The 21,366-nt window shown below is 33.8% G+C and carries 26 protein-coding genes and 1 pseudogene; 16 read left to right on the forward strand and 11 right to left on the reverse strand.

Translation table 11 applies throughout. From position 1 onward, the window contains the following. Positions 1 to 221 precede the first annotated feature (221 nt). The 5 genes from MHB45_RS09235 to MHB45_RS09255 form a co-directional block, all read right to left on the reverse strand. On the reverse strand, positions 222 to 806 hold the full coding sequence (locus MHB45_RS09235) for a TetR/AcrR family transcriptional regulator (RefSeq protein WP_048682462.1): 585 nt from the start codon (positions 804 to 806) through the stop codon (positions 222 to 224). 7 nt (positions 807 to 813) lie between these two features. Then, positions 814 to 1,566, reverse strand: coding sequence for an alpha/beta fold hydrolase (locus tag MHB45_RS09240; protein ID WP_072272940.1), 753 nt, complete (start codon positions 1,564 to 1,566; stop codon positions 814 to 816). A gap of 251 nt (positions 1,567 to 1,817) precedes the next feature. Continuing rightward, positions 1,818 to 2,627 carry an AAA family ATPase gene (locus MHB45_RS09245; protein ID WP_048682466.1) on the reverse strand — a complete coding sequence of 270 codons (810 nt, stop codon included), beginning with the start codon at positions 2,625 to 2,627 and terminating at the stop codon, positions 1,818 to 1,820. Then, positions 2,620 to 4,068: a Mu transposase C-terminal domain-containing protein gene (locus MHB45_RS09250; RefSeq protein WP_048682469.1), complete on the reverse strand. Its 1,449-nt coding sequence runs from the start codon at positions 4,066 to 4,068 to the stop codon at positions 2,620 to 2,622. Before MHB45_RS09250 ends, MHB45_RS09245 begins: the two co-directional genes overlap by 8 nt. Positions 4,069 to 4,087: 19 nt before the next feature. After that, entirely contained in the window at positions 4,088 to 4,642 is a 555-nt protein-coding gene (locus MHB45_RS09255; protein WP_048682472.1) for a recombinase family protein, read from the reverse strand. Between the two features lie 362 nt (positions 4,643 to 5,004). Here MHB45_RS09255 and MHB45_RS09260 point away from each other — a divergent pair, with 362 nt between their 5' ends. The 3 genes from MHB45_RS09260 to MHB45_RS09270 all read left to right on the forward strand — a co-directional run bounded on the left by MHB45_RS09260 (position 5,005) and on the right by MHB45_RS09270 (position 5,869). Then, positions 5,005 to 5,160 carry a hypothetical protein gene (locus MHB45_RS09260; RefSeq protein WP_153246111.1) on the forward strand — a complete coding sequence of 52 codons (156 nt, stop codon included), beginning with the start codon at positions 5,005 to 5,007 and terminating at the stop codon, positions 5,158 to 5,160. 124 nt (positions 5,161 to 5,284) lie between these two features. Beyond that, positions 5,285 to 5,557, forward strand: coding sequence for a membrane protein (locus tag MHB45_RS09265; RefSeq protein WP_048682476.1), 273 nt, complete (start codon positions 5,285 to 5,287; stop codon positions 5,555 to 5,557). 21 nt (positions 5,558 to 5,578) lie between these two features. Continuing rightward, a complete protein-coding gene (locus MHB45_RS09270) occupies positions 5,579 to 5,869 on the forward strand; it encodes a hypothetical protein (protein WP_340907704.1) in 291 nt (96 codons plus the stop codon). Positions 5,870 to 6,089: 220 nt separating this feature from the next. Here MHB45_RS09270 and MHB45_RS09275 read toward each other — a convergent pair whose 3' ends face one another. Together MHB45_RS09275 and MHB45_RS09280 are read right to left on the reverse strand one after the other, a co-directional pair. After that, a complete protein-coding gene (locus MHB45_RS09275; protein ID WP_338566496.1) occupies positions 6,090 to 7,325 on the reverse strand; it encodes an IS110 family transposase in 1,236 nt (411 codons plus the stop codon). A gap of 467 nt (positions 7,326 to 7,792) precedes the next feature. After that, complete coding sequence (locus tag MHB45_RS09280) at positions 7,793 to 8,056, reverse strand: hypothetical protein (RefSeq protein ID WP_063574958.1); 264 nt, start codon at positions 8,054 to 8,056, stop codon at positions 7,793 to 7,795. A gap of 283 nt (positions 8,057 to 8,339) precedes the next feature. On the opposite strand from MHB45_RS09280, the gene MHB45_RS09285 reads away from it, so the two are divergent. The 4 genes from MHB45_RS09285 to MHB45_RS09300 all read left to right on the forward strand — a co-directional run bounded on the left by MHB45_RS09285 (position 8,340) and on the right by MHB45_RS09300 (position 9,372). Continuing rightward, entirely contained in the window at positions 8,340 to 8,684 is a 345-nt protein-coding gene (locus tag MHB45_RS09285) for a YolD-like family protein (RefSeq protein WP_048681572.1), read from the forward strand. Positions 8,685 to 8,688: 4 nt separating this feature from the next. Beyond that, positions 8,689 to 8,811, forward strand: coding sequence for a hypothetical protein (locus tag MHB45_RS09290; RefSeq protein WP_260089139.1), 123 nt, complete (start codon positions 8,689 to 8,691; stop codon positions 8,809 to 8,811). 143 nt (positions 8,812 to 8,954) lie between these two features. Further along, positions 8,955 to 9,122 (forward strand): hypothetical protein, encoded by a 168-nt coding sequence (locus MHB45_RS09295; RefSeq protein ID WP_153246107.1) that lies wholly within the window; start codon positions 8,955 to 8,957, stop codon positions 9,120 to 9,122. Between the two features lie 61 nt (positions 9,123 to 9,183). Next, positions 9,184 to 9,372 carry a hypothetical protein gene (locus tag MHB45_RS09300; RefSeq protein ID WP_072272953.1) on the forward strand — a complete coding sequence of 63 codons (189 nt, stop codon included), beginning with the start codon at positions 9,184 to 9,186 and terminating at the stop codon, positions 9,370 to 9,372. A 135-nt stretch (positions 9,373 to 9,507) separates the two neighbouring features. Here the strand turns inward: MHB45_RS09300 and MHB45_RS09305 are convergent, their stop codons facing one another. Beyond that, the gene (locus tag MHB45_RS09305) at positions 9,508 to 10,047 is read right to left on the reverse strand and encodes an ECF transporter S component (protein ID WP_048681565.1); all 540 of its coding nucleotides are present in this window, start codon (positions 10,045 to 10,047) and stop codon (positions 9,508 to 9,510) included. A 207-nt stretch (positions 10,048 to 10,254) separates the two neighbouring features. Between MHB45_RS09305 and MHB45_RS09310 the strand changes: the two genes are divergently transcribed. Together MHB45_RS09310 and MHB45_RS09315 are read left to right on the forward strand one after the other, a co-directional pair. Next, positions 10,255 to 11,103, forward strand: coding sequence for a pyridoxamine kinase (locus MHB45_RS09310; protein ID WP_048681561.1), 849 nt, complete (start codon positions 10,255 to 10,257; stop codon positions 11,101 to 11,103). 307 nt (positions 11,104 to 11,410) lie between these two features. Then, positions 11,411 to 11,614 carry a hypothetical protein gene (locus MHB45_RS09315; protein ID WP_048681559.1) on the forward strand — a complete coding sequence of 68 codons (204 nt, stop codon included), beginning with the start codon at positions 11,411 to 11,413 and terminating at the stop codon, positions 11,612 to 11,614. 119 nt (positions 11,615 to 11,733) lie between these two features. Here MHB45_RS09315 and MHB45_RS09320 read toward each other — a convergent pair whose 3' ends face one another. Beyond that, the gene (locus MHB45_RS09320) at positions 11,734 to 11,967 is read right to left on the reverse strand and encodes a helix-turn-helix domain-containing protein (protein WP_048681556.1); all 234 of its coding nucleotides are present in this window, start codon (positions 11,965 to 11,967) and stop codon (positions 11,734 to 11,736) included. 197 nt (positions 11,968 to 12,164) lie between these two features. Here MHB45_RS09320 and MHB45_RS09325 point away from each other — a divergent pair, with 197 nt between their 5' ends. After that, positions 12,165 to 12,425 carry a hypothetical protein gene (locus MHB45_RS09325; protein WP_048681554.1) on the forward strand — a complete coding sequence of 87 codons (261 nt, stop codon included), beginning with the start codon at positions 12,165 to 12,167 and terminating at the stop codon, positions 12,423 to 12,425. A gap of 283 nt (positions 12,426 to 12,708) precedes the next feature. Here MHB45_RS09325 and MHB45_RS09330 read toward each other — a convergent pair. Next, positions 12,709 to 13,233, reverse strand: a pseudogene (locus MHB45_RS09330) (DUF3898 domain-containing protein); the annotation flags it as partial. A 60-nt stretch (positions 13,234 to 13,293) separates the two neighbouring features. Then, positions 13,294 to 14,427 carry a tyrosine-type recombinase/integrase gene (locus tag MHB45_RS09335; RefSeq protein WP_340907708.1) on the reverse strand — a complete coding sequence of 378 codons (1,134 nt, stop codon included), beginning with the start codon at positions 14,425 to 14,427 and terminating at the stop codon, positions 13,294 to 13,296. Positions 14,428 to 14,636: 209 nt separating this feature from the next. Between MHB45_RS09335 and MHB45_RS09340 the strand changes: the two genes are divergently transcribed. The 6 genes from MHB45_RS09340 to MHB45_RS09365 all read left to right on the forward strand — a co-directional run bounded on the left by MHB45_RS09340 (position 14,637) and on the right by MHB45_RS09365 (position 21,224). Next, positions 14,637 to 15,038 carry an RDD family protein gene (locus MHB45_RS09340; RefSeq protein ID WP_101222011.1) on the forward strand — a complete coding sequence of 134 codons (402 nt, stop codon included), beginning with the start codon at positions 14,637 to 14,639 and terminating at the stop codon, positions 15,036 to 15,038. 156 nt (positions 15,039 to 15,194) lie between these two features. Further along, on the forward strand, positions 15,195 to 15,650 hold the full coding sequence (locus MHB45_RS09345; RefSeq protein WP_101222012.1) for a hypothetical protein: 456 nt from the start codon (positions 15,195 to 15,197) through the stop codon (positions 15,648 to 15,650). Positions 15,651 to 15,820: 170 nt separating this feature from the next. Beyond that, positions 15,821 to 16,291 (forward strand): helix-turn-helix domain-containing protein, encoded by a 471-nt coding sequence (locus MHB45_RS09350; RefSeq protein ID WP_340907710.1) that lies wholly within the window; start codon positions 15,821 to 15,823, stop codon positions 16,289 to 16,291. 86 nt (positions 16,292 to 16,377) lie between these two features. Continuing rightward, the gene (locus MHB45_RS09355; protein WP_340907711.1) at positions 16,378 to 17,397 is read left to right on the forward strand and encodes a hypothetical protein; all 1,020 of its coding nucleotides are present in this window, start codon (positions 16,378 to 16,380) and stop codon (positions 17,395 to 17,397) included. A 281-nt stretch (positions 17,398 to 17,678) separates the two neighbouring features. Then, positions 17,679 to 17,867 carry a DUF5659 domain-containing protein gene (locus MHB45_RS09360; protein ID WP_340907712.1) on the forward strand — a complete coding sequence of 63 codons (189 nt, stop codon included), beginning with the start codon at positions 17,679 to 17,681 and terminating at the stop codon, positions 17,865 to 17,867. A gap of 48 nt (positions 17,868 to 17,915) precedes the next feature. Next, positions 17,916 to 21,224 (forward strand): RNA dependent RNA polymerase, encoded by a 3,309-nt coding sequence (locus tag MHB45_RS09365; protein ID WP_340907713.1) that lies wholly within the window; start codon positions 17,916 to 17,918, stop codon positions 21,222 to 21,224. Positions 21,225 to 21,366 lie beyond the last annotated feature (142 nt).

Below are 21,366 nucleotides of genomic sequence, written 5' to 3' on the forward strand. Positions count from 1 at the left end.
CGGGCCGTTACGAAAAAAATCTCTTCAGTTAGGTTTCTGAAGAGATTTTTTTATTACGGGATCATCTTATCAAGATCACAAAGAATTCAGCTATTAATTGTTAAAACTTTAGGCATAAAATAGGGCCTATAGATAATCATGGAGATTTTTTTGTTGACGATCTCATTTTTCTCCATATTAGCGCCCGATTGTGGAAGTTCCTCTTTAAATCTTCATTCAGATTAGTTACAAAACTCGCTTATAATCTGGTTCTTTATTTCTTCTACCGGAAACCCTTGTTGATAGGTGGATATCATCAACATAATTCCTTGTAGCACAGATGAAAAATATAACGATCGTTTCCTTGGATCCTTTTCACCCATACTTTCAAATATTTTACATTGAAACTCAAATTGTCTAGCATTTTCTTCAAGTATGAGATGACTGTATTTTATCAACTCTTCATCAGACTCTGGCTGAGTTTGAAGGTGTAGATAGAACCGGTGGACTTCTGGTTTTTGGAGGATATTATCAATGGCACCATTGATAATATGTTCAAGCTGTTCACGAGGTGTATTTAGCGTGAACGCTTCTTCCATGACTTCCACCACTTCCCTGATTCTGGCTTCGACCATTTCAGAAAGCAGCTCTTCTTTTCCTTTGTAATAGTTATAGAGTAACCCTTTCGAAATGCCCGCCTGCTTGGCTATATCGCTTATGGAAGTAGTGTAATAGCCTTGTTTTATAAATAACTCCATGGCTGCAGCGCGAATTTTTTCTTTGGATGCTTGGCGAATACGGTCATTCTCTTCTGGTGTACGTGGCATTTTGTCTTCAATCCTCCATAAAAGCAGTGAATTCTTGATATAAAACTTCAGAATGGGTGAGGGGCAGCATATGATCGGCATCCTCTATTTCGATGAAACGGATGTTTGGAACCTTTCGGAAACAATCGGCAACTCGGAAATTATCTGCCAAGTCCTTTTTGCCGATAAAGAATAAAGTTTCGGTGTTCAATTCTTCTAATCGTTCCATTGCTGGCGGCTGTGGCCATATCATGCAGAATTCAGCGGGCCACTTAAGCAAGCGCCCGAAATGATGCCTGAGCATTTGGACAGTGAGATCTTTGTGCGGACTATCGATAACAACTTGATATGTTGGTGAATGAAGGGCAAGCTCTAACATCTTATCTATATTGGGGGCACTTTCCAATATCTTGTTATGATATTGTTCAAACTCCTTTGAATAGGGAAAACCAGTTAAAGAAGGAGCAATTAATACAAGTTTCGATACCCTTTCTGGGTAATTAAGGGCGAAATCAGTGGCAATCTGCCCGCCCATGGAATGACCTATAATCGTTGCCTGATTAAGTTCCAGGTAATCCATTAGTGCCAATACATCCTCTACATAGTTTGCATGTTTTATGGGGGATGGGGATTTTCCGGCACCACGGCCATCAAAAACGATCACTTGGTAATTTTTTGTTAAAAGAGATGCTAAAAATGTCCATTGCCTTAAATCAACACCACTACCATGAATAAGAACAACAGGAAGCCCCTTGCCATTAACCTCGAAATGTAAATCCAATGCAACCCCTCCTTTTTTATCACTGAATTTTCAGATTTATTTTATTATTGAATGAACGTTTAGTCAATAGAAAATGCAATTAAATTTTGAACAACTGTCTAAAAGTATTAACTTTTGTATAATGCTGATTTTACTATTAATGTTAATCTGTCATTTTAGGAGTTATTTTGCACCTTTTTTAAGTACTATTTTGCACACTCAACTATAAAACCCAGCAACCTTCACATTAGAAGATCAGCTGGGTTTCTTCATTAATTATGTCCAATCACTAAACTATTTCGTGCAGCCTCTACTACTTCGGTGGTAATTGATGAAAGGTTATTGATTTCAAGGATTCGCTCAATTTGTGTAAATAGACGGTGGATAAGTCTAAAGTTACCATTTGTGACTTTCATTATGCTAGTAAGTGCCTCATAATCGGAAAAGTCCTCTCGTTTAATAGAAATACCTAATTCATCCCATTTATATTCTAAAATATGGTGCATCTCGTCTTTACTGAGTTTCTGATATTCATGTGCAAATCCAATGCGGGAATAAAGCTGGGGATAACGTGCTAACCTTTTTTCAATCCCTGGCATCCCTATGAAAACCATGGCTAAGTCATGTTGGTCATAGATGTCACGAAGTTGCTCTAAATGTTGTAGTTTCAGACGATCGATTTCATCCACTATAATTAAGTTAATCCCTTTAAAAGCCTTCGAAGTATTTAATTCCTTCTCACCAATACGTGCCCGATAGACATCTTTCACTATATTTAATCGAGCTCCTATCACATGAATGGCACCAGTTAATTTCGTTGCACTAACAGGTGGGGCAGTATAGAAAAGCGTATGACATTCTAAAATTTTTTCGTCTGCATGAGCGTCTATAAATTCAACTTTTTCATAGTTAATCTGCTTCTCGAGGTAATCCCATCGTGCATACTGTTTAGCAGACAATGTTTTCCCCACACCAGGTAGACCATAACAAATTCCCATATATTGATACTTGATACATGCATCACAAAACTCTGCGAATCGCTTATATTCCTTCGTTTCAATAAATGTTTGTGTGTTACTCATTGAAATACCTCTTCAATTTTGATTTGATTGGTTCAGTTTTCTCCGAACCCACTTCTATTTGGCTTTGTTTAGAATGGATAATTTCTTCAATGAGGGTTTTCTCTGGGGTGATTTGATTTTTTAAAGAACGTTTCCGTTTATTTCTAGCAGAAATAATGTCTTTTAAATCCACTGTATAATCGGAAATTTCAGGAGAAATAGGCGTACATAAATAGTGATCTTCGTAAAAAACTCTTATTTCAGCAAGGTCTCGTGGATCGTAACGAATCACAACCGTTTCACCGACGTACGCAGCAAGTGTGACATCAATATATCTTAGACCTTGGAAATGAATCCCGTCCGAATGTACTTTTCTTGCTTTGGCAACATGTAGCAGTAATAGGTCTAGACTTTCTAAATTTTCCGGCATATTTGGTAAAAATCCTGTATCATTCCAAGTATGAATCGGTGCTTTTTTAGTTGTTCCATGAGTACGGTGATGATAATTGTACACAATAAAATCGGCTAATTTTCCATCCAGTTCTTTCAACGTCAAAAGGGTATCCTTTGTACCATTTCCTATATATCCAGGTAAGTCTTGTAAAAACAATTGGTTGACGCTTGAAAAGAAGCGTTCAATTTTCCCACGACCTCTTGGAACGCCCACTGCTGAAAAAACGAGGTTCATTTTCAAATCAATGGCCACTTGCTCTAAATGATTCGATGTAAAATCACTACCATGATCGGTATAAAACTGTTCAGGAATTCCACAGGTTGGCCAATCTAGATTTCGTTTTCGCCAAATGGCCTGATGTAAAGCGAGTGCTGTTTGGATAGCCGAAGGTGCTTGAAAGGTTAAAAAATAGCCAGCGACTGCTCGGCTGTAGTCATCTAAAATAATCGTCAACCAAGGTCGTTCGGGTTGTTCTTTTTCATTAAGCACAAGGATATCGAGTAACGTATGGTCGGCTTGCCAAATCTCATTGGGATAGCTTGCTTCTCTTCGATGAATTAGATCGAATTGATTTCCGTATGCTTTTTGGCCATCATGCGCTAACGTCTTTAAGCTTTGCGAAAGAGACTGCGATATCTTATACACTTGATAATAACTTGGTTGTTGCCATCCTTGTTTCAGACATTGCTCACAGATCATTCTATGAATAGACGTCAGTGAGTTCCTTTTGTACTTCAAAATCAACTGTTCAATCGACACGACAACTTCCGGTTCTGAAAGTATTTTGCCAGCATCATTTCTTGTTTTTCTAATTAAACCTTTTAATCCAAATTGTTTATAGTCCCGAATCCAGTATTGTAGCGTTCTTTTTGCGATGCCGGTTTCTTCAGTAAGGACAGTTAATGTTTTCTCATTTTGAAGATACGGCGCAATGACTTTATATTTTTCCTTGGCTGTTTCTCGCTGTTTTTCTGAATAAGCTGTTAATGGAGGAAGTTCATTTTGCATAGACATCAACCTTTCCGATTTACTGTTTTTCTAAATACCGATAAATCGTTGTTCGAGATACACCCCATTTTTCTGCGACGTCTTTAATCGGTGTACCATTTTCAATTAGTGACTTCATCATTTCAATATCTTTCGGTCCAAATTTTTCAGGACGTCCTCCAAGACGACCACGTGCTCTAGCTGCAGATCTCCCGGCAGCCGAACGTTCCTCAATTAAATTACGTTCAAATTCCGCAAATGCCGCAAATAGATGAAACATCAATTGGCCTGTGGCATTACTTTTTTCCATTGTTAAATTTTCTTGTAGACTGTGGAAGCCCACACCACGTTCATTTAAGCTATTCACAATTTGAATTAAATCTTGCATATTGCGTCCTAATCGATCCAATCGCCAAACAACAATCGTATCGCCTTCACGTGCATACTGAAGCGCTTCCTCTAAACCAGGACGCTGCCTTTTTGCCCCACTCATTTTATCGTGGAAAATTTTGGAACACCCATATTGCGTAAGGGCGTCCATCTGTAAATCTAAATTTTGTAATCCCGTCGACACACGTGCATATCCAATTAACACTCAAATCACTCTTTCTTATTTTTCCTTTATATTTATTGTAATATAAGATAAAAAGAGTTAGGTTATTGAACGAAGAATAATGAACAGGGTTTTGTTACGAGAAAGGTAATAAAAAACGTCTTTTTCAAATCGAACAGTGGTGTGTTCAGAAAAGGACGAGTTTTGGGACAAATAATAATTTATTTATGAAATGTTTGCTTTTTTACTTTTGTTCAGCAACCTAAACAAAAATTGGAAATTTATGTTTAGGTTGTTATAAGATTGTGAAGAAATGTACTTAAACTATCGGGGCAGGTTACTTTTAAAAAATACTGTTATCTAAAATTTATAATCACATTAACTTTTGTTTAAGGACGGTTAAAATGACACTTTTATTTAAATCACTTGGATTTGGGGTTCTATTTGGATTAGTTATGTTACTTGCAAATCACGATAAGCCAAGTAAACTTTTGATTTTTCTTAAATACTTTTTAATAGGTACAGGCGGATATTTTTTATATGAATGGATTATGGGGTGAATTCCCTCTTTTTCTTTTACCAAAAGAAAGTTTGTGAAATATTGTACTTAAACTAACGGGGCAGTTTAGTTCATTAACACATATGGGTTATTATGGTAGTATGAGGTTGTAAAGGAGGGTCTAAATGAAGCTGGTTTTTCAAGCATTTATTGGTTCAATTGCAATTCATATAATCTATTTAGTCGGTATGATGTTAGTCGGATATATAAAAACAAGGAACTATAAACCAGATATTGCAAGTGCATGGGATAAAGTAGAAACACTTCAAAATGAAGTAGTTTTTGGTAAGGTAAATTCTCCTTTTCTTTACTTTTTCACATTTGTAGGAGTAACTGTGATTTGTGGAATTATAATATTTTCATATAAAAAATTGTTTAACTTAAGGTTTCTTAGTTAAAGATGAGGGAGTTTAAAACAAATGAACGAAAAATACAGCAAAAGATCTGCGATATTAAGCATTATAAGTGCAATAACAATGTTTATTGCTTATGAATTTGCTCCTGATAAACCTGAAGGTATGATGGTTGTTTTCCTAAAAGTATTATTTTCTAGTTCTTTTATTACAGGTGTACTTAGCCTGGTTTTTAGTTATATAAGTTTTAAAAACAAAGAAGAAGGATTTCTAAAGAAGATAGCTCCTTTAATAATCTTATTGATTTTATTAGTATTTTCTTTTTCAATTATTGGGGTAGTAATAGGTTTAATGTAAAAAAAATCAATATCACTTATTGTGCGAACGGGTGCTTTACTTCATTAACAGGAGCTAATCAGTAGCTCCTTTTCTTATGCAACTAAACCAGCCAATAGTTTGTCAACATTTTTCAATAAACACTTAAAATGTTTCATGTTATACTAAATTTGCGTATGCCAAATAACCTTCCAAGGTTCTGTGTTTGGAAAGTTTTGGGCTATTTAGTTATACTTTAAAACTAGGCTAGATCTTGGAAAGTTGATTTGCTTTTTAAAAGTGCATAAATCCAATGTAAGAATTTATTGGCACATGCTATCACAGCTACTTTAAAGGGCTTTCCTTCCTCACGTTTCTTATCATAAAACTCTCGTAATCTCTTGTTACGAGGAATGATTTCATCTGTCGTTTTCTTTTTGCGACTATCACGAATGGCACATTTTACAGCCATATATAAGGCGTGTCGTAGCCTACTAGAACCTCTTTTGGTAATCCGATTTAAAGTACCTTTGAATGTACCAGATTCAAAAACACTTGGATCGATTCCGGCAAATGCAACCAGCTTCTTAGGGTGATTAAACCGATCAATTTCCCCAATTTCAGAAATTATCTTGGCAGCGATTTTTTCACCGATACCAGGGATCGATTGGATAACCTTACACTCTTCAATACCTTTTGCTAAAGCATCTATCTCATCTTCAAGCTTGGATAGATGCTTTTTGTATTCAAGAAGCATATTAATATACATATCCAGGCTTAAGGTCAGACTATGATATAAGTTTTTCTGAAATGGATTTTGAACTGCGGCGGCCATCAGTTTTTCTGCCTGACTGTCTGCCCATTTTTGCGAACGACTTTTACATAATTCCTTTATTTTCTTGGCAACTTTCTCTTCACCAGTATCCAGGATTTTTTGTGATGTAGGAAATGTTTGTAAGGTTAGTAAAGAAACATATGAATGTAAGTCACCAAAAACCCCACGGTATTCAGGAAACACTTGATCCAAAATTGCTTGAAATTGTAATTTAGTTTGTACAAACAGGCCTGTAATATTTTCGTGCTGTCTTGTAAGGTTACGTAAGTTTAAGAGTTGGATTCCTCGCTGTTTATACGGCTCTAAGTCCTCTTTATAATACAGCTCGCAGAGATGACGAGCGTCAATAACATCTGTCTTTACCTTGCGTAAACTAGAACTCTTAGCTCGATACGATATGAGTGGATTTACGATAATCAATAAGTACCCTCTATCCTCGAAATACTGGACAACTGGTGTATGATAATGTCCAGTGGATTCTAATACAATGGGAGGCCGTCCCCCGGATACATTTTCTACTTCTCTAATAAAGTCTAGAAGACTAGCTAACCCTTCAAGAGTATGTGCTACTTTAAAGCCTTTTTTGTAAGGCTGCTTTTTATCCAAGAACGCTTGAACCTGACTTTCCCCTTTTGCCACATCCAGACCAACAACTGGATTCATAAATTATCTCCTCCTAATATAAAGTCACCGGTACCCCAATTCCTTCTTGTAGTATCATAGCTTCGCTTGTTATACGAGATCATAGTCCCAACCAGCCTCAATCATGTTTCTACAAGTAGGGGGCGAACTGTTTAGTTGACGGGATCTAGTCCCACAGGTGCGGACGTTCTACCCCGGCTACGGTTATCATATATCGATATAAAAAATGGTCAACCAGAAATATTTTCTGGATGACCTTATAATACGAACGGGTGCGTTAGTCTAACAAGCGAACAAAAAAGTCGATTCGATTCCTTATCAATACAGGAAATCGACTTTTTTAGGTTGATATTTGCTTATTTTCGAAATGTTGGAGGTACCCCTAAAAGTAGGAATATAAAAGTAAAGAAACATAGAGTTTCTAACCCCATCTTACCCTGTTGTGCTTTAGATAAAAAGAAAGCACCCTCGAAAGGATGCTTTACTTTTCAATCTTCATCTTCATCTTCTTCATATTCATTTGGATCGGTGGTTATGGCAATTGTTTTTTCATCGCTACGGAAATCGAATTTTAATCCCCAATTACAACTAGTTACACTAAATGTGTTGTTGTTGATAGAAAAGGCTATAATCATTTCGTTCATATCGTCTTTCTGCACTACAATATAGCTTTTTTCATTAGAGAAAACCGTATAATCAGGATGTGCTATAAGTTTCCAGCCGTCTACTAATTCTGTTTGGATAGTTTCCATGCATGCCACCTCATTTTATGTAATACCTAAATTATACAATAACATAATGCAAAAGTAATGGTTGGAAGTTCTTTGTACAGGATAAAGTACCATACGAATATCTTGTACCCCATTATCAACTCTATTTTTTAGGTGATTGGATTGTGTCTAAAAAGGCTCTACACCATTGAGATTGTGAAAGAATGTACTTAAACTAACGGGGCAGCATTCCTGTTCATTTTTTTGACTAAATTAAGAACAAATGTTCTATAATGTATTTATAGAATGAAATGGAGATGTTCTTATGTCTATAAAAGATCGAGGAAAGTTAAAATGGCAACCAGCTTTAATGCTTCCCGAATACGTTAAATTACTTAATCATGTAAATAAGGATTATTACCGTCAATTAAAGCCAATATTAGATGAGTACCAGTTAGAGGAGTTTGAGGACAAGATACACACTGCTATGGAGTTTGCTTCACCTGTAATGTTTACTGTTTGGGAAGATGGATTTGATTGGGAATATACAGGAATGATACATAGGTTAGATCCTTTGACAAAGATGATACATTTAGAGTTGGAAAATGAGAAGGGACATATTATTAGGGTGAAGTTTGAGGATATTGTTGGGGTAGAGGTAAGGGAGTGAAAAAATGACTAAAGCAAAACCAAAAAGAAAACTGTGGATTAAGAGTAGAACATTCCTAAATGAATTTACAGTAGATGAATACTTGAAAAAAGAAGTGAAGTTAATCTTAGCTAAATATACAAAATGAATAGAAATCACCAGTCTATACGATTGGTGATTTTTTATTTTCTATAATGTTACTCGTTACTATTTTCATAGATAATTTAGTGAAATGTGAATATAAGATATTTTGTTTGGAGATTATTATGTAGGACAGGAGAGTGATATTGATTGGATAAAAAGTCAAAGAAAATTAATCTTAATGATGTCGATATGACCGATGTAGAAGTTATTTCAGCGGATAATATCGATATTAATGAATATTTTAGAAGGAAGCTTTTCGAGTGTATAGCCAAAGAAGAAAGTAGGCTATTTTTGTATAAGGAAAAGAATAAATAGTTTAATTGAAAGGACTATTCTAATGTGAAAAAGAGTAAACCAAGAAAAGAACTACGAATTAATGGCTAAGGCGTTTACGGAACTATACTTTAGTTTTACTAAAGGTGGATCTGGAGATGTAGAATTCGACAAATTAGGCACGATAGCTTTATTTTCTGCATTGGCAAATGATGAAGAAGGGAAACAAAAGGAATTAGATAAAATGAGAGCTCACGTTAAAAGACTTAAGAATGAAAAAAGAAATAGATAAAGTCTTGTCGTGGTCATCTAGTTTACCCTCTGCATGCAGAGTACCGATAAAAAGGGAAGCAAACAAAACATAGCCCCCAAATACACCATCCATGTAGTATTTGGGGGCTACTTGACGTTTACCTTTATAGCGAATTTACTTAAAATAAGGAACCTTTTTCAAAGCCACACAAACTGGAACGGCAACGATAATTCCTAATATATTTTGAACGAGATCTCCAGGTATCGAAGCTAAAGGTGCAATCCAATTACCGTATAGAATCCCTTCACCAATATAATAAACAGCTATCATAAATGGAATTGAAACGATTGTTGCTATTACATTGAAAGCATTGCTAGTACCGTTGCGACCCTTTGACCAAGCGATTTTACCAACTATATATCCTTGCAAACCACGAGCCACAATGGTGATAGGTGCCCACAATGTCCACCCTCCAACTATATCAAATAACCCCATTCCTATCGCACCAGCAAGAGCTGCTTTTTTAGGACCAAATAAAATAGATGCAATAAAAAGCATAGCTGTTCCTAGATGAACTAACCCTCCATTTGCGGCAATTGGCAGTTTAATATTCAAAAAGAATGTAGATAGGAACACAAGAGCAATCAACATTGCGGTAATAATTAAATCCATAGTTTTTTGACTTGACCTTGAATAACTTTGTGTATTTTGCATATCTGTAAACCTTCCTAACTAGAATTTTCCTATGATTTTAGCAAAAGACTGGTGTCTATAAAAGTGTCAATTTATTAAAAAACTATGAGGTCAGTTGATAAAAATACAGATATATACGTATTGAAAAGAGAGAGGAGATGACTGTTTTTAGCTGATTTATGATAAGATAAATAAAGTTTAAAGTGGATAGGCCATATGGAGGTTATTATGAAAAAAGTTGTTGTACTACAGGATTTATCATCTTTTGGAAAATGTTCATTAACAGCTGCAATTCCGGTTCTTTCGGTCATGGGCGTGCAGGCATGCCCTTTACCAACGGCCATATTGACTGCGCAAACCGGATATCCAAGTTTTTTTTGTGAAGATTTTACATCCAAAATGAAATACTTCATAGAAGAATGGAGCAAGCTTAATGTAACCTTTGATGGAATCTATACCGGCTTCGTTACTGGTGAAGAGCAAATTAATAATATTTTCCATTTTTTAGATAAATTTTATACAAAAGAAACCATTTTACTTGTTGATCCAGTAATGGGGGATATAGGAGAAGTCTATAAACTTTTTACCGATGAATTACTGGTACTTATGAGAGAACTGGTGAAGCGTGCAGATGTCATTACACCAAATGTTACAGAGTGCTGTTTATTAACCGGATTGTCTTATGAAAAGCTGCATAGCTATTCTAACGAAGAGGACTATATTAAAGCGATAGAAGAAGCAGGGAATATGTTGCAGCAAGAAACGGGAGCTCAGGTTATCATCACTGGAATGAATCCACCGTCAGCAGATTCAGAGAAGCAGTTTATCGGAAATATGTATTTGGACGGAAGTAGAACCTTTTATAGTGCGACGCAGTATAACGGTGAAAGCTATTCAGGTACTGGTGATTTATTTGCATCTGTGATTATGGGAAGCATGATGCGTGGAGAGAACCTAGAAAAATCCGTACAGCTCGCAGTGGCATTCCTGACAGAGGCTATCAATGATTCCTCCTTGGAGCAAATTTCTAAAGTAGAAGGAGTTAACTTCGAAAAATATTTACGAATGTTATTATGAATGCTTTAAAAAATGGAAAAAATAGAGTAACAAAAGCTCGGTTTTTTGACTAACCGAGCTTTTTGTATAAATCAAATAGTACTTATATTTTGCTGAATATTGTAAAAAATCACTTAAATAATAAGGAAACTTTCTATTTACCTCACAACAGCCAGTATTTATGTTCGTTAAAGTTTGAAAATATTTAACTTCCATAGACCTTTACAAAGATTAAGAAAAAATACTTGAAGAAAAAACAATATTATCTACAATCGAGGAATTAGAAGCTCTATTTCCTGATAAGGATAGATCAGAAATTATAAAGAAAATGCGTCAATTAGGTTGCTTAGAATTAAAAAACGCAAAAATTCCATGGAGTGCAAAAACAAATAAAGAAGATAGACCGCCTTGTAAAATTACTTATGCTAATGAGTCTAATATGGAATTAATGGCTAAAGCATTCACTCACCTATATTATGAACTATTAAAAAAGGGTAAACTTAACGATAAACCTTGGCTTGAAGAGGAATGAAAAAAGCTAAGGAATATACCTCAGCTCAGTTAAGGGGAATTAATAAAGAAAGAAAAGCTAGTGATAATAATATTTTTTACAATAAATTTCCTGTTTATACAAAAGACCACCAGTAATTGCTATTGGTGGTTTTCTTCAGTTTGAACTAATTCAATTTCAAATAAATCTTCTATAGATATATCTAATGCTCTGGATATTAAAATTGTATGAGTATCCTTATGACTTTCTAATTTATCAAACCTTGAAATGTTTCCTTGAGGGATTCCTGTAAGTTCACTCAATTTAACTTGTGTCATTCCTCTGTCCTTCAATACTTTACCTAATCTTGGAGTGACCTTTACTGTAGTTTTCATTCTCATACAACCCCTTTTATTTACTTATATAATTATACTATATCCTATATCGTCTAGAATATAAAAAGATAATTTGGAAAAATTGTAATTTATTGTTGATATAATATATACTATATAGTATAGTTAACTTATCAGCAAGACGGACAACGAAAAAATCCAAACAAAAAACAGCCGAAAGGCAAAAGGGGATAAATAATATGACCACTCAAACTTTTGAGGTTAAAAAGGTATTCGTAACTGACAACCAAGAGCAATGGATTGTATTTGAAGAAGAAATGCAAGCAGGATTCCAATACAAACTTGCTACTATTGACGACCTTCACGATTATGTAGCTGGAACTGGCGAAGTGTTTACATACAACGTAGAAACATCAGAGGGTGTGGTTCAATGGCATGAAGAACAATTTCCTGAAGGCTCTCCAATTAATTATGTTTGTGAGTACCGGGTGATCAACTAATCTTATGAGAAAATGCAAGAGGATCTGCCTAAACGTAGCAGGGAAGGGGAAATTTTTAACTTTGGAATACCTGAACATGAAGTTGTATGAAAACAAGTTCTAAAAGAAAAGAGCCTAAGTAGCAGTATTTACTTAGGCTCTTGATAAGCATGCATTTCAAAAAAATATATATAACTTCTTAATTGAAAATAGAAGTTAGGAGTTAAATTTAAGAGTATTAATAGTATTTTAAGGGTCTAAAATTGATCACATACTGCTCACATTTTTGCTCACAAAACCTTTCTCAAACCTTCCTACTGATCCGCTCCACAATCTCCATCAAATCATCCGGCTTATGAAACTCAATCGGCGAAACGCCTTTATCGAACTCTATTGTATTGGATTCTATCATTAATACATACTTTCCATTAATCTTTCCTAAATGGATGCTTTCGCCAAAATCGGCTAACAGTCCTTTGACGGATGTACTGCCAAGCTTCATTCGCATTTCGGCTTCAGGTGTATGTTCGACAATCTGGGCTGTGGCTTCGACGACTTGGTGTGTTTCAAGGCGTTCCTGAATTTCCCGCTTTTCACTAGTTTCCCAGATTTCCAGGTCTTGTTCGAATTTCTGCAGTTCGTCACTGTTTTCTTCGAATTGAGCGGATACATGTTCATGGACCATATGGATGACCTGGTTTTTCATGATTTCCGGCATCGATTCGCCATATTCGACGAATTTCAAGAAGTCCTCGAAGTAGCGGGCATGTGAGGCCTGATGGATCTTCAGTTCACCTTCTTCGACCATTCCTTCTTCGGGCATGTATGGGAGAGAAGGCTACATACATTGATATTATTGAGTTTTAGTAATAGCTGGTCACGAAATTGGTCACAGATTGAGTACTTTATCAATTTCAACTGCAACACTCTTCTGCATGTTAGAGGACACATGACTGTATATATCCAAAGTCGTTCCGATCTTAGCATGACCGAGACGTTCGCTAATTAGCTTAACATTCACATTTTGCTGAATAAGTAATGTAGCATGAGAGTGTCTTGTAGCTGAATGGAATTTAGTTTTAGGTAAACCAACTTTTTCAGTCAAATTATAAAACTCTTTTCTAAAATTACGTGGTATAATCGGTTTTCCATTTTGAGTACAAATTACTAAATCATGATCCTGGTATTTATCACCAAGTGAGAGCTTTTCTCCCATTATCATTTCACGATGTTTTATGAGTTCTGGTATTAGGTTTTCTGGAATGCTAATAGAACGAATACTGGATCTATTTTTAGCACCTGACTTTATCTCAGCTTTTTGAGTCAAAGTTTGGCGGATATAGAGTACACGATTATCAAAATCAATATCTTTAAATCTTAAGCCAAGAATCTCGCCTTCTCTGCATCCGCAAAAAAATCCAATAAGAAATCCAGGAAAGCATCTGGTTAACCGTTTAGTCTGTTTGGATGCTGCTATAAAATGATTGATTTCCTCTCCAGACCAGACATTAATTTCTTTTCTGTTTATCTTAGGGAGTGTAATGCCAATAGTAGGATTATCCCTAATTAATTTTATTGCAGTTGCTTTCTTCATTGCTGAACTTAAAATACGAAATATCAGATGAATTGTGTACTCAGAGTAATGATCACCCTGAACCAATTCATTGATAAAGTTTTGTACTATCATGGGACTTATCTTTTGTAATTTAAAGTGACCTAGCCTAGGCTTTATAACAGTCCTAAAGTATATGTGATGTGTCTCATAAGTACTTGCTTGTAAGTGGATTTTGCGTTCTATAAACCACTCTTCCATGAAAAGCTCTAAACTTAAGTTAGACAAGTCGGTAAACTCATCCTGTAGGAATTCTGATTTTAATAATGTCATTGCATCTAGAGCTTCCTGTCTGGTAAGAAAGCCTCTTCTTTTAATTTGTCTACGTTTTCCAGACAGGGGGTCATTACCCGCGTCAAATACCAGATCCCACTTCTTTGTATTTAAATTCTTCTTTACGCTTCCTTTCAAAGCTTAAGAGCCTCCTATGACTCTCAAACCCGCTATCTACTCTATCAAGTATTTTAACACGGTATTAATTTATGGTCATTCATCATGGTACTTAATTTTTAATGAAATTTTAAATTAATAAGTAAATCATAAGGGTATAAAGACTCATTACAAATTAACCTGAAATCGGTAATATTGTTAACTGTAACTAAAACAACAGGAGGAAAGACATGAGCAATTCAGTAGGTTTTTGGAAAAGACTTTTAGCACTAATACTTGATGGCATTATTATTACTTTACCATTATCATTAATTTTCGGTTGGATTACTGGGGATTGGGAAGAAGATAATATTTCAACCCTTATTGATTTACTTTACACGTTGATTGTGCCGATATTATGGTATGGTTATACAGTGGGTAAAAGAATAATGGGCATAAGAATAGTTAGGGTGGATGGAAAAAAATTAGGTCTAGGTACAATGCTTTTAAGAAATTTAATTGCAGGTTTAGTTTATGTTGTTACATTAGGGATAGGGTTTATTGTTAGTATGTTCATGGTCGGTTTAAGAAGCGATCATAGAGCCATACATGATTTTATCGCAGGAACATACGTGACTTCGACTAAACCTTGATACAATCGATTTAAGCAGTGTGATAACTGCTTTTTTTGTTTGTTTAAATACCGTATTTGTAAAAGTAAAATTAATAACTCTATATAACTTTGGGTTAGTTATATCTAACCTCCATCATGCATACAATCAACCTATGCAGCTAGAGGAGGGGAAATGATGAGTGTAGATTCAAGAGAACTTTTATTGAAAATGAAAGAGCATGATTTTATTTATGACTCTAAAATAGGCAGAGTGATAAATAAAAACCATGAAGAAGATAAAGATTATGTTTTTAAAATATTAGACTTACTGTATAAAAATTTTCACAGAGTAAGGTATGTTGATGACTTAAGTCCCAGTATAATAGGGAAAAATAAATGGGGTATTTTGATATCCCAAAAGTATGCAGTGATGGATAAACGAATTCCATTACCACAAGTGCCACTAAGTATACAGTATGATGGTTTATTTGGGAGTTTATTTAAAGGTAAACCAGCTTACCTTATGCTTATTGGATTATTACAAGAATCAGAGGAGGAGATTTATGTAGCGTTAAATTTTAAAGATGAGGAAAATAGAAAGATATTTAAGAAACTCAGTATTGATAAAGAATTGAAAAGTAAGATCAAATAATTATAATCGAATATTCTATTCCTTTAAACCCCTTTTTAGGGGTTTTTTTATTTTGAAAAGTATTTTAATGAAAACACTAAATATTTACATGTATATTATTGACAATCTGATTTAATCAGATTATTATAAATATAAGGAAAGTTGATTCAATCAGATTTGGAGTGAGAATTTTGAGAGGCTTAGAGTTTATTTGTAAGGTTTTTGATATCCAATACAAGGAGGTTGCAGAAAAAATAGGAGTCAGTAATCAAACTATTACTGATTGGACAAAAGGTAAAACAACAAAGATACCAGAAAAGAGAATAAATGATTTAGTGACAAAAATTCCAGAATTTAGCCATATTAATAGGGAGTTATTTTCAAAGGAATTAACATCAATGGATAAACAAAATATAACAAGTATTTATCTTATTTATGATATACAGAGACAGTTAAAAGAACAATTGAATAATCCAAACAAAGAAGTTATCCAAAATAGTGTAGAAATGGCGCAAGCAGCCCAAAAGGGAATTACTACAAGTATCAACATGGAATCATTAATGTTGATTGCGGATCACTTAATTGATAATCAAAATTTTATGGATGAATTAGATGAATTAATAGTCAAATATAAGCCTTCATTGAAACAGTTTTTGAAGTGATCTTTTAAAAAGTTTAAAGAAAGATACATAGCATTATAAAAGAACAGTTTTTATTTTAAGGACGAAAGGAGTTATGGAATATAAAAATGAGTAATATTATCAACACCAGAAACCTTAGTGAAGGAGAAATCTTTAAAAACTACAAGGCACTATGTGAAGCATTAAATGAAAAAGTGAAAACAGGATATTCCAAACAAGCGCAGCTAAAGGAGTGGGAAGGTTATTTCACTTATTTGAAGGATAAAAATAAATTTATCATTTCGAAAATATTAGATGATCCAAAAGTAAAAGTTGAGCAACGCGGTGGAAATAACAAATTGGCACATGCAGATAAAATGGATGAAATGCTTATTTTTATCCTAAGCAAGCAGGAAGATGGGGAATTATCTATGACAATCAACATGTTGTTATTAGAAATGAAGATGATTAATGAGAATTTTACATACGGTAATTACAACCAGAGTAAAGTTAGTGCCTACTTAGATATTGAAGAAGCATATTTTGAAGAGTTTTTTCACCTTACAAAACGTACATTCAAAAGTAATATTGATTCCATGTTAGACAGATTAGAACGCAAAAGTATGATTTACTGGAATAAAGTGAAAACAGTCTGTATTGGAAATGGTGATGTTATAGAAGCACATAGGCTTGCTACAAAGGAAGAAATTCAATTAATCATGCAAGTTGAAGATGAGGTAATGATTGAATTAGGCTGTGAGGATAAGCAGGATATCGTTAAGAAGGAAATGTGGAAATACTATAAGAAAGAAGTCAATAAGATTCTATCAGAGAAAGCTAATATTATGTATTATTACGATTCCTATAACATCATTAGAAATGTAGGTAAACTTACACGCATAGCTAATAAAGTTGAATTAACTCATGAGCATGTAACATTAATGGTGGAATTAAATCAAGCAGTACAGAAACAGATACTTACTAATATGGAACGAAGAAGTAAGAAATCACTTGAAGAAGTAAAATCAGGTGTATTGAAAACTTTCCACAAAATGAGGACAAATGAGAAATATTTAGAAAATGGAACTATTATGGTCGATACTTTCATTAATCCAAAATGTGAATGTATTATCGATGAAATTAGGTGAATAAAAGTTGTCTATTCAAAATGGGTATTATTAATATTATATATAACGTAGTTGAATAGACAACTTTTAAAATTAATAAGCGCAAAGGGGTTTGGGGAAATGCAGAGTGGAAGTTTTAGGAGCGTACTTTGCTCGTGAAACTGGAGCTTTCCCCAAGGTCTTACTTATTAAATGTAACGGATATATTTTTCCATCCCAATTCTCAACCGTTTTATCGGGGTTACCACCCCGTGGTGTAGACTTCATTGAGGTCAAACTTAAATAAACGGAGGATTTATTAAATGATCAGTAACATTTCAAATGTAAAAGATTACGTTGTATTTAGTCAGCGAATGGCTGGCTATTTAATGATGAATGGATGCAGATTATTAAAACTCAAAAATGATAAAAATGAGCCGACAAAGTTTGTTTACTTTTTTCCGAATACTCAGTATGTTTTGAGTCATGCTGAAAAATACTTAGCAAAATAACCAATTACATAATAATCAAATTAAAATAAGCGAAAGAGGTAGATAATGATGGCTAAGAAAAGAAATCAATATCATATTTTTCATTATAAATTTAAAAATTTAATTCAAGATGGTAATTATTTAATACTCAAACCTGTTTCCACTGATAAAGCACAATTAACTAGTGAGAACATTCTTTTTAATACTTTGTATAGGATAACGGGTAAAACTTACGATACTGATGGTAAAAACTATATCGGTGAAATTTTTGTTTTAAATGCTGAAAATATATCTGCCAAGGAAAAAGACGGTCAATTAGAGTTATACAAACGAATTATGCGAGAAGGTGTTTATATTGAAGGAACAAAATATGTCCGTTTTGGTAAATCTTCTTCAATGACAATGAGACAAAGAACATTATTTATACAAGAAGATTTAGACGATGATCTAAAGGAAGCTATTACATTGTCTAAAGTTCCATCTAAGACAGTTGTATCTAAATATGAGGCAGCTTTAGGACTGTCATTAACCAGTCTAAATCTGATCGAAGGGTTACCTAAGATTGCTATTGTAAAAGATTTTGAAAAAATTATAACTGATGATGTGAAAATGGTTTCTAAGTTTGAAGTTGATGAAAATGATGAAGAATACATACTGTACCAAGAAGCACTAAAATTAGAGGAATTGTACAGAGAGAAAATGAACGAAGTTAAAGAATTATATACCAGTGATTATATTAGAGGATCAATGCCTATAGTGGTAGATAAGGAAGTTAAATCTAAAAATGGCTGGAACAGAGAAAACAGAAGAATTAAAATGGATCAACTTGACAAACCATTCGGATACAAAGTATTTAAGGAAAAGGATATGCCTTACTTAGTTTACTCTTTGGAACAAACAGAGGAGAAACCAAACTTAATAAATAAATTTAGTCTTGGATATGATGTGAAACTTGTAGAAAATCATAAAAATGAAATCGTACCATTCGATGGTCAAGGATTAGTTAGCTATGAATATGCTAAAAAACTATCTGAAAAATTAGAACTGAAATACAGAAGTATTGGTTACCAGATTAGGATGCCCTACGTAAAAGGATTGGCAATTACATTTGACCTAAAATCATGGTTTAAAGAAAATAAGATTACCCATATAAAAGATTTATGGAATAACCAGGTTGAAGTAGATGAACTGGATATCATTTTAACTGAAAGTTGTTTCAAGGCCAAACAGGAGGCCGAAGAAGGTAAAAACAAGTGGTTATTTGAAAGTGTAGAGGATTATACCGAATTATTGAAAAAGTACGGTCATGATTATATTGGTGTTGCAAACTACGTTAAGTCTGTAAATGATACAGATATTTATTCTACTTTGAATTATCAATTCCTAAATTCCTTGAATTTAAATTTTGAGGATATTAAGACGTTAGCTACTCCTTATGCTTCAATGTTGATGAAAATTATAAATAAAAATGACACTGCTTCAGTTAAGACATTCCTCAATATGCTCATCAATAATGAAAACTCCCAAAGTGACAGATTAGATACAGATATTCAAGAGGCCATTGATACAGACGAAAGAATGATTTTTGACCCGAGAGTACAAAGGTTTATTAGAAGGCAAGTAAAAGAAGGATTAAAAAAGCTGTTGATAGGGAAAATCCCAATTAAATCAAACTACAAATTCATTACTGGTGACTGTATTGCTTTTATGGAATATGTGTCAGGAAAAGAAGTTAAAGGTTTTTTAGAAGCTAATGAGTTTTATTGTAAAGGTAGTGTTGGTGAGCATGTCATGATGCGTAATCCTTTAACTAGCTGGCATGAAGTAAAGAAAGGACATTTTATTAACTCGGATAATAAATATATTCAACATCTAGATAATGTTATTCAGTTAAACACGAAAGATCTAACAATGCCTCAATTGTCTGGTGCTGACCTAGATGGGGATAAAGTTCTGATTACAAAAGATTTCACCATATTAAATGCTGTATTAGATGATTTAGTAATTGTTAATGATGACGATAAGGTAACTGCGCCATCTTTTAAATACGATAAAAATAGTATTGAAAATTATGAAATGAAAAATCTCTCTAATATGACTTCTGTAGTTACAAACATTAACACTTTGATCCAATCGTATGCTTTGGAAAAAGGTGATTTACGTGAAAGTGAGTTAGCTATTGGAGTTTGTAAACAATTACAAGCAGAATTTATTGACAGTGTTAAAAAGGGAACAACGCCAGTTGTACCTGATGTATTGTTAGAATTACAAAATAATAAACCATACTTTCAAAAATTCATTTATGAAGATGTGGGTAGTACGAAAAATGATTATAAATATCTTCAAATTGAAAGCCCGCTGAATCAATTTTGTTCAAGTCTTGAAAGAGGGATAGAAAAAAGAATTGATAATGTGAAATACTTTGAAAATGAATATGTGGACATGAGCAGCTATGACCTAATTACTGAAATGAAAAAGGTTGATCAAGAAACATTTTTTAATTTAGTTGATACGATTGCGCCAATTTATAATGAGTACTCAAAGAAGAAGGGCGAAATTTGGAAAAGAGAAAAAGAGATTAAAAAAGTAAGAGCTAATGATGAAGAAAAAAGTTTATTAAAAATGGTAAAACTAATGTACAAAGACCTTTATAAAGAGACCAGGGAATTGTTAAATGATGTCTGTGACAATCCAAGTGTTTTAACTACCGTATGTGCGTATATAGAGTACAAGGCAAGCAAAACAAAAAGAGGGGATGATAAGAAAGTTGTTAGAACAAATTCATACATTTTTCCTTGGATTTGCACTGAAAATGCTATAGGGTTACTGGAGAATTTAAAAGCAAAAGAGAAAAATATTAAGGTGGATATTATTGAAGTTCCTGAATTGAACAGAAGAGATAAAGAGTATGAAGGTATTTTAGAGGTGAAAAACGGGGTTGCTTCTATAAAAGATGTGAGTTTTGTCTGTTCATTAAATGATGGAAAGTACCGCTTGATAAATCAAATGGGATACCATTATGTTGATTTTGATAATGAACGCAAATCCAATATTGAAACGAGTGAAAGTGAAAGCATGAGGGTAGAAGATAAAAATAAAGTGTTTAAGAGAATCGTTAACTTTAAATGTAGGTTTGTAGGTATGGAAAGTGGAGAAGATACTAACCTAAAAATCAATAAGAATAAAATTAAACTAGGTAAAAATGGAAACTATTTAGGAATATTCGTTGATGATGAGTATGTGTGTGGAATAGCTCAAGAAAAATATATTGACGATACAGAAAGAATATTTCTTGAAGATTACGTTGGTAAAGAGTTTAAAGTTAAAGTTGAAAAGATAGGGAAAAAAAGTTTATCTGTAAGTTTGAATATTGTTTGACAATGTATAAGGGGGTTACCACCCCCTGTGGTGAAATGAATGAGGATAATACTTATTTAATATTAATTATTGGACACTGACTTAACGGTTAGTGTCTTTTTTTATTTTAATCAACAACTGTACATTTATTGGAGACTCCACA

The organism is Peribacillus sp. FSL K6-5616 (genome assembly GCF_038008245.1).
GTDB lineage: Bacteria > Bacillota > Bacilli > Bacillales > DSM-1321 > Peribacillus > Peribacillus frigoritolerans.

Bases quoted from the DNA above. Each gene is read 5' to 3' on its own strand.
- MHB45_RS09325 (WP_048681554.1), top strand. From the start codon at position 12,165: ATGACCACTCAAACTTTTGAGGTTAAAAAGGTATTCGTAACTGACAAC.
- MHB45_RS09250 (WP_048682469.1), bottom strand. From the start codon at position 4,068: ATGCAAAATGAACTTCCTCCATTAACAGCTTATTCAGAAAAACAGCGA.
- MHB45_RS09365 (WP_340907713.1), top strand. From the start codon at position 17,916: ATGGCTAAGAAAAGAAATCAATATCATATTTTTCATTATAAATTTAAA.
- MHB45_RS09345 (WP_101222012.1), top strand. From the start codon at position 15,195: ATGAGTGTAGATTCAAGAGAACTTTTATTGAAAATGAAAGAGCATGAT.
- MHB45_RS09270 (WP_340907704.1), top strand. From the start codon at position 5,579: ATGAACGAAAAATACAGCAAAAGATCTGCGATATTAAGCATTATAAGT.
- MHB45_RS09245 (WP_048682466.1), bottom strand. From the start codon at position 2,627: ATGAGTAACACACAAACATTTATTGAAACGAAGGAATATAAGCGATTC.
- MHB45_RS09260 (WP_153246111.1), top strand. From the start codon at position 5,005: ATGACACTTTTATTTAAATCACTTGGATTTGGGGTTCTATTTGGATTA.
- MHB45_RS09285 (WP_048681572.1), top strand. From the start codon at position 8,340: ATGTCTATAAAAGATCGAGGAAAGTTAAAATGGCAACCAGCTTTAATG.
- MHB45_RS09310 (WP_048681561.1), top strand. From the start codon at position 10,255: ATGAAAAAAGTTGTTGTACTACAGGATTTATCATCTTTTGGAAAATGT.
- MHB45_RS09320 (WP_048681556.1), bottom strand. From the start codon at position 11,967: ATGAAAACTACAGTAAAGGTCACTCCAAGATTAGGTAAAGTATTGAAG.
- MHB45_RS09360 (WP_340907712.1), top strand. From the start codon at position 17,679: ATGATCAGTAACATTTCAAATGTAAAAGATTACGTTGTATTTAGTCAG.
- MHB45_RS09355 (WP_340907711.1), top strand. From the start codon at position 16,378: ATGAGTAATATTATCAACACCAGAAACCTTAGTGAAGGAGAAATCTTT.
- MHB45_RS09340 (WP_101222011.1), top strand. From the start codon at position 14,637: ATGAGCAATTCAGTAGGTTTTTGGAAAAGACTTTTAGCACTAATACTT.
- MHB45_RS09275 (WP_338566496.1), bottom strand. From the start codon at position 7,325: ATGAATCCAGTTGTTGGTCTGGATGTGGCAAAAGGGGAAAGTCAGGTT.
- MHB45_RS09235 (WP_048682462.1), bottom strand. From the start codon at position 806: ATGCCACGTACACCAGAAGAGAATGACCGTATTCGCCAAGCATCCAAA.
- MHB45_RS09290 (WP_260089139.1), top strand. From the start codon at position 8,689: ATGACTAAAGCAAAACCAAAAAGAAAACTGTGGATTAAGAGTAGAACA.
- MHB45_RS09305 (WP_048681565.1), bottom strand. From the start codon at position 10,047: ATGCAAAATACACAAAGTTATTCAAGGTCAAGTCAAAAAACTATGGAT.
- MHB45_RS09265 (WP_048682476.1), top strand. From the start codon at position 5,285: ATGAAGCTGGTTTTTCAAGCATTTATTGGTTCAATTGCAATTCATATA.
- MHB45_RS09315 (WP_048681559.1), top strand. From the start codon at position 11,411: ATGCGTCAATTAGGTTGCTTAGAATTAAAAAACGCAAAAATTCCATGG.
- MHB45_RS09300 (WP_072272953.1), top strand. From the start codon at position 9,184: ATGGCTAAGGCGTTTACGGAACTATACTTTAGTTTTACTAAAGGTGGA.
- MHB45_RS09280 (WP_063574958.1), bottom strand. From the start codon at position 8,056: ATGGAAACTATCCAAACAGAATTAGTAGACGGCTGGAAACTTATAGCA.